Source organism: Mycobacterium sp. TH-M25 (assembly GCF_057473665.1).
This window is the reverse complement of the sequence record NZ_JBYCLA010000584.1, coordinates 1-6,268: the sequence shown is the minus strand read 5'-3', so window position 1 is coordinate 6,268 and position 6,268 is coordinate 1. Positions and strand designations below refer to the sequence as shown.

At 67.2% G+C, this 6,268-nt stretch carries 6 protein-coding genes; 4 read left to right on the top strand and 2 right to left on the bottom strand.

Features of this window, described 5'->3' with window-relative positions:
• Positions 1-907 (top strand): RecB family exonuclease (locus AC2VOU_RS19515; RefSeq protein ID WP_486958842.1); only part of this gene is annotated, 907 nt, incomplete at its 5' end.
• Here AC2VOU_RS19515 and AC2VOU_RS19510 read toward each other — a convergent pair.
• On the bottom strand, positions 904-1,299 hold the full coding sequence (locus AC2VOU_RS19510; RefSeq protein WP_486958841.1) for a DoxX family protein: 396 nt from the start codon (positions 1,297-1,299) through the stop codon (positions 904-906). The two genes, AC2VOU_RS19515 and AC2VOU_RS19510, sit on opposite strands and share 4 nt — an antisense overlap.
• 39 nt (positions 1,300-1,338) lie before the next feature.
• On the opposite strand from AC2VOU_RS19510, the gene AC2VOU_RS19505 reads away from it, so the two are divergent.
• Entirely contained in the window at positions 1,339-2,412 is a 1,074-nt protein-coding gene (locus AC2VOU_RS19505) for a potassium channel family protein (RefSeq protein ID WP_486958840.1), read from the top strand.
• Between the two features lie 2 nt (positions 2,413-2,414).
• Complete coding sequence (nudC, locus tag AC2VOU_RS19500) at positions 2,415-3,338, top strand: NAD(+) diphosphatase (RefSeq protein WP_486958839.1); 924 nt, start codon at positions 2,415-2,417, stop codon at positions 3,336-3,338.
• A gap of 126 nt (positions 3,339-3,464) precedes the next feature.
• Here the strand turns inward: nudC and AC2VOU_RS19495 are convergent, their stop codons facing one another.
• On the bottom strand, positions 3,465-3,722 hold the full coding sequence (locus AC2VOU_RS19495) for a mycoredoxin (RefSeq protein ID WP_486958838.1): 258 nt from the start codon (positions 3,720-3,722) through the stop codon (positions 3,465-3,467).
• Positions 3,723-3,808: 86 nt separating this feature from the next.
• Between AC2VOU_RS19495 and AC2VOU_RS19490 the strand changes: the two genes are divergently transcribed.
• Entirely contained in the window at positions 3,809-5,908 is a 2,100-nt protein-coding gene (locus tag AC2VOU_RS19490; protein ID WP_486958837.1) for an ATP-dependent DNA helicase UvrD2, read from the top strand.
• Positions 5,909-6,268: the final 360 nt, after the last annotated feature.

The following is a 6,268-nucleotide window of genomic DNA, read 5'->3' as shown; positions in this document are numbered from 1 at the left end:
TTTCCTGTCTGAGCTCAAGGACATCATCGAGCGGTCTGTCGACGCCGGCCAGCCCTGCGGCATGGTCGAGCACTGGGCGCCCGCACCGGCCGATGGCGAACCAAACCCGTTGTGCAACGGTGTTGTCGAGGCGATCTGGCCGGTAGACCCGCTGGCCGGCCGCCGCGCCGACGTGCGGCGCGGCGCCGAACGGGTCGCCGCCGCGATGGCGGCAGACGCATTCACCGCGACACACGATGTCGAAGGCTGGACCGCCGACGTCGACGCGCTGCTGCGGGAGCGGGTCCAGGTCGCGGAACCGCCCGCGTTCGCGCTGCCCAGCGGACTGTCCGTCAGCAGCCTGGTCGACCTGGCCCGCGACCCGGACCACGCCGCGCAGCGCTTGGCCCGTCGACTACCGACACGACCGGAGCCGCACGCATTGCTGGGCAATGCCTTTCACGACTGGGTGGAGCGCTTCTACGGTGCCGAGCGACTGTTCGATCTCGCAGACCTGCCCGGTGCGGCCGACGGTGACGCGGCCCAGCGTGACGCCGACGAACTCGCCGCGCTGCAGGAGGCATTCCTGGCCTCGCCGTGGGCCGCGCGCACACCAATCGCCGTCGAGGTGCCGTTCGAGATGGCCATTGGCGGCACTGTGGTTCGCGGCCGCATCGACGCGGTCTTCGCCGACCCCGACGGCGGCGCGACCGTCGTCGACTGGAAGACCGGCGAGCCACCGCACGGCTCAGCTGCGGCCCGGCATGCCGCCCTCCAGCTCGGCGTCTACCGGATCGCGTGGGCCGCACTCAGCGGTTGTCAGGAATCGCTGGTGCGTACTGCTTTTCACTATGTTCGGACCGGGCGCACCGTGGTGCCGGATGCGCTGCCGGAATCCGCTGAGCTGGCCGACCTGCTCGCCCGTTAGGAGTTGCGGGCGACCTTGAGTGCAGTGGTGATCATCGGAATCTGCAGCGGCAGCCGGGCCAGGGCGAAGATCCGCATCGGCAACGGCTTATCCCACCACAACCGGACCATGTTCAGGTTGCCCGGGAACACAGCGAGAAACAACGCGGCGGCGGACAGCGCAGCCAACCTGCGGGTACGCAGCGGCAGCAGCAGAGCTCCGATGACGATCTCGGCGACGCCGGATGCATAGGTGTAGAACCGTGGGCTGCCGGGCAGTTCAACGGGGATGATGCCGTCGAACTGCTTCGGGGCCACGAAGTGCAGGGTGCCGACGCCGAGCAACAGCGCTGCGATGCGGTAGGCGGACGTGCGGTCGGCGTCCCGGTGCGGACTCGATGTGGTGGCGGTCATGGTTACATTGTGTCGTGCGTCCGGACGAGCCGATGAGCCGTGGTCAAAATTAGCCGTCGGCGACGCGATCTCGACGAGACGTTGACCGGGAAACCCAGCTATGCGCTGGTCGACGTTGTGCGAGTCCCGCAGCGGCATGTCAGCCCCATCCGGGCTATCGGGCGCCGAGTCGTGATCGCGCTTCTCGGGTTGTTTGTCGCTGTAATCATCGTCTACCTCGATCGTGACGGTTACGTCGACGTGCGGCACGCTCGGTTGTCGTTCCTTGACTGCGCGTACTACGCAACGGTGTCGTTGACGACCACGGGATACGGCGACATCACGCCGTACACCGAATCCGCGCGCTTGGTCAACGTCCTGCTCATCACGCCGCTGCGGATCGTGTTCCTGATTGTTCTGGTGGGTACGACGTTTGAGGTCCTCACCGAGCGATCCCGACAAGCCTGGAAAATCCAGCATTGGAGGACCAAAATGCGCGGCCACACCGTCGTCATCGGGTATGGCACCAAAGGTAGGACTGCGACAGCTTCGATGATCGAGGACGGGGTGGACGCGGGCGCCATCGTCGTGGTCGATAACGATCCGGCGCCGCTGCGGCACGCCACGGCCGCCGGCTTGGTCACCGTCCACGGCGACGCCACGAAGTCCGACGTGCTTCGTCTGGCCAGGGCTGAGCATGCTGCGGCGATTGTGGTCGCCACCAACCGCGATGACGCGGCAGTACTGGTGACTCTTACCGCTCGAGAGATCGCCCCCAACGCCAAGATTGTCGCCGCGATTCGAGAGGCCGAAAACCAACACCTTCTGCAGCGGTCGGGCGCGGATACGGTAGTGGTCTCGTCGGCGACAGCCGGCCGATTGCTGGGCATTGCCACCACGACCCCCAGCGTCGTCGAGATGATCGACGACCTGCTGACGCCCTCGCATGGGTCCGCCATCGCTGAGCGTGACGTCGAGCAGATCGAGATCGGGGGCTCGCCGCGGCATCTGTCCGACGTTGTGCTCGGCGTGGTCCGCGACGGTCAGCTACTTCGGATCGACGCGCCCGAGGTCGACGCTATTGAGCCCGGCGACCGGCTTCTCTATGTCCGCAGTGCAGGGAAGCGAGGCTAAACGTGGAATTTCACTTGAACAGCGTGCCGCTGCTGTCGCGCATCGGCGCCGACCGGGCCGACCAGGTGCGCACCGACACCGAAGCCGCAGTCGCCGGATGGTCCGAGGCGGCGCTGCTCCGGCTCGATTCGCGCAACCAGGTGATGGTCGCCGACGGCAAGGTTCTGCTCGGTAAGGCCACCGACCTGGCCGATCGGCCGCCGGCGGACGCGGTGTTCCTGGGCTGCTTCGACGACGGCCGACATGTGTGGGCGGTGCACGGCCCGCTGGAAGCACCCGAGGATCCGGGTGTGAGAGCAGAAGTTGCCGACCTGAGACGGGCCGGTCAGCTGTTCGATCATGTTGGTGCACAGCTTGTTTCGACCGCAGTGGCGCTGCTGAACTGGCATGCGAGCTCGCGATTCAGCTCCATCGACGGCTCGCCGACCAAACCGATTCGGGCGGGGTGGGCCCGGGTCAACCCTGTCACCGGTCAGGAGGAATTTCCGCGCATCGACCCCGCGATCATCTGCCTGGTGCACGACGGCGGCGACCGCGCAGTGCTGGCCCGCCAGACGGTATGGCCCGATCGGCTGTTCTCGCTGCTGGCGGGTTTCGTCGAGGCGGGGGAGTCCTTTGAAACCTGTGTCGCGCGCGAGATTCGCGAGGAGATCGGGCTGACCGTCCATGACATCCGCTACCTGGGCAGTCAGCCGTGGCCGTTTCCCCGTTCACTCATGATCGGCTTCCACGCGGTCGCCGATCCCGCTGAGCCGTTCGCCTTCAACGACGGCGAGATCGCCGAGGCCGACTGGTTCACCCGCGACGAGATTCGCGCGGCGCTCGAGCTCGGCGACTGGAACAGCGATTCGGAATCCAGGCTGCTGCTGCCCGGTTCGGTGTCGATTGCGCGGGTGATCGTGGAGTCCTGGGCTTACGCCCGGTGACGATGCCGGCCGGGGCGGCCGGGGAAGGAGCCGGGCAGTGCGGCCGGGCCCGGTGACGATGCCGGCCGGGCGGCCGGGGAAGGAGCCGGGCAGTGCGGCCGGGCCCGCCGATGCGAAAAATCGAGGCTAGCCGGCAGCCAGCTCGGCCAGCTTCGCCTTGACCTCGTTGGCGCTGGGGTTGGTCAGCGTTGAGTCGTCGGCGAACTTCAGCGTCGGCACGACGTGATTGCCGTCGTTGACCGATCCGACGAAGTCGGCGGCTGCCGAGTCCCGCTCGATGTCGACTTCGTCGTAGGCGATTCCCGCGGACGCCAGCGCGGTCTTCAAGCGGCGGCAGAAGCCGCACCAGCTCGTGCTGTACATGGTGATGGATGCGTTGCTCATAGTCCTACAACGATAGATGGCCGTACCCGGGTGCCCGGACGTGCGCCGCCAGACTTTTGTCGGCGATCACTGCCAAGATGGACACCATGCCGGCGATCGCAGACTCCCTGACTGCCGATCTCGACGACGAGCAGCGCGAGGCCGTGCTGGCTCCCCGCGGCCCGGTCTGCGTGCTGGCTGGGGCGGGAACAGGCAAGACTCGCACAATCACGCATCGCATCGCCCAGCTCGTCGCGGCCGGACACGTCGCGCCAGGTCAGGTGCTGGCGGTGACGTTCACTCAGCGCGCTGCCGGCGAGATGCGGACGCGACTGCGCGCACTGGGGGCCGCGGCGCAGACCGGCGTCGGGGGAGTGCAGGCGATGACGTTTCACGCCGCCGCGCACCGGCAGTTGCGATACTTCTGGCCGCGGGTGATCGGCGACACCGGCTGGCAATTGCTGGACACCAAGTTCGCGGTCGTTGCGCGCGGGGCGACCACCGCCGGTCTGAAGCTGAGCACTGACGACGTCCGCGACGTGGCCGGCGAGATCGAGTGGGCCAAGGCTTCGCTGATCTCTCCGGAGCAGTACCCCGAAGCGGTGGCCGCGGCATCCCGCGATGTTCCGCTGGACGCCGCCAAGGTCGCTGCGGTCTACACCGCCTACGAATCGCTCAAGGCCCGCGGCGACGGCGTTACGCTGCTCGACTTCGACGACCTGTTGTTGCACACTGCCGCGGCCATCGAGAACGACGCCGCGGTCGCCGAGGAGTTTCGAAACCGCTACCGCTGCTTTGTCGTTGACGAATATCAGGACGTCACACCGCTGCAGCAGCGGGTGCTGTCGGCGTGGCTCGGCGACCGCGACGACCTGACTGTCGTCGGTGATGCCAACCAAACCATCTACTCGTTCACCGGGGCCTCGCCACGCTACCTGCTGGACTTCTCCCGGCGTTTCCCGGACGCGACGGTGGTGCGCCTGGAGCGTGACTACCGATCCACGCCGCAGGTGGTGTCGCTGGCCAACCGGGTCATCGCCGCCGCTCGCGGCCGGGTGGCCGGCAGCAAGCTGCACCTGGTGGGTCAGCGCGATCCGGGGCCGGAGCCGACGTTTCGCGACTATCCCGACGAGGTCGCCGAGGCGGCCGCGGTGGCCACGTCGATCTCGCGGTTGGTCGACGCCGGCACGCCACCCTCGGAGATTGCCGTGCTCTATCGCATCAACGCACAGTCCGAGGTCTACGAGGAGGCGCTCACCGAAGCGGGCATCGCCTATCAGGTACGCGGCGGCGAGGGCTTTTTCAGCCGTCAGGAAATCCGGCAGGCCCTGCTGGCGCTGCAGCGGGCTGCCAACCGCGGCAGCGGCGATGTAGAGTTGCCCGACCTGGTCCGAGGCCTGCTCGAACCACTGGGCCTGACCACCGAACCGCCGTCCGGAACCCGCGCCCGGGAGCGCTGGGAAGCGCTGGCGGCACTGGCCGAACTGGTCGACGAAGAAGTCGCGCTCCGCCCGTCGCTGGATCTGGCTGGGCTGGTGGCCGAGTTGCGGAACCGCGCCGACGCACGCCACCCACCCGTCGTGCAGGGTGTCACGCTGGCCTCGCTGCACGCCGCCAAAGGCCTCGAGTGGGACGCGGTGTTCCTGGTCGGGCTGGCCGACGGCACGCTGCCCATCTCACACGCCTTGGCGCACGGTGGCGAGAGCGAAGCCGTCGAAGAGGAGCGCCGGCTGTTCTACGTCGGAATCACCCGGGCCCGAGTGCATTTGGCGATAAGCTGGGCGCTGTCGCGCAACCCGGGCGGACGTCAGAGCCGTAAGTCGTCCCGCTTCCTCAACGGCCTCTCGCCCCAGACGCACGTCGAGCCCACGCAGAACCGGTCGCGACGGAAAAGTGGGCCCGCGTCGCGCTGCCGGATCTGCAACAACCAGTTGACCACCCCGGCAGCGATCATGCTTCGCCGCTGCGAGACGTGCGCCGCCGACATCGACGACGAGTTGCTGCTCGCGCTCAAGGACTGGCGGTTGCGCACTGCCAAGGAGATGAATGTGCCCGCCTACGTCGTGTTCACCGACAACACCCTGATCGCGATCGCCGAGCTGCTCCCCATCGACGACGCCGCACTGGTCGCCATCCCCGGAATCGGTGCCCGCAAGCTCGAGCAGTTCGGACCCGACGTCTTGGAATTGGTTCGCAGCCGATCCTAAACCCCCAGGTCAGAAAATCGCTTGCGGCTCTGCGCTGATAGCGTTTAGCCTCAAATCGCGGCTTTCGTATGCCTAGACGAAAGGGGGCCCCATGATCCTGATCAGTGCGTTCGACGTACGTCCAGCCGGCGCCGGCTCCCGCCATGCCGCCGCCTCGGCGGCTGCGCACCAGCGTATTGCCGCCGCCAAGACCCAGCGTCCGTGGATCGGGGCTCCACCCAGGTAGTAAGCCCACAATCTCGCCAGATGGCCACGGACCCGAAGTCACCAGGATCCGTGGCCAATTTTTTTCCGCGCTACCCGTCACTGGTCCGTAACCCTCGACATCCCGCCAGACCAGGAAGGTAGCAAGACATGACC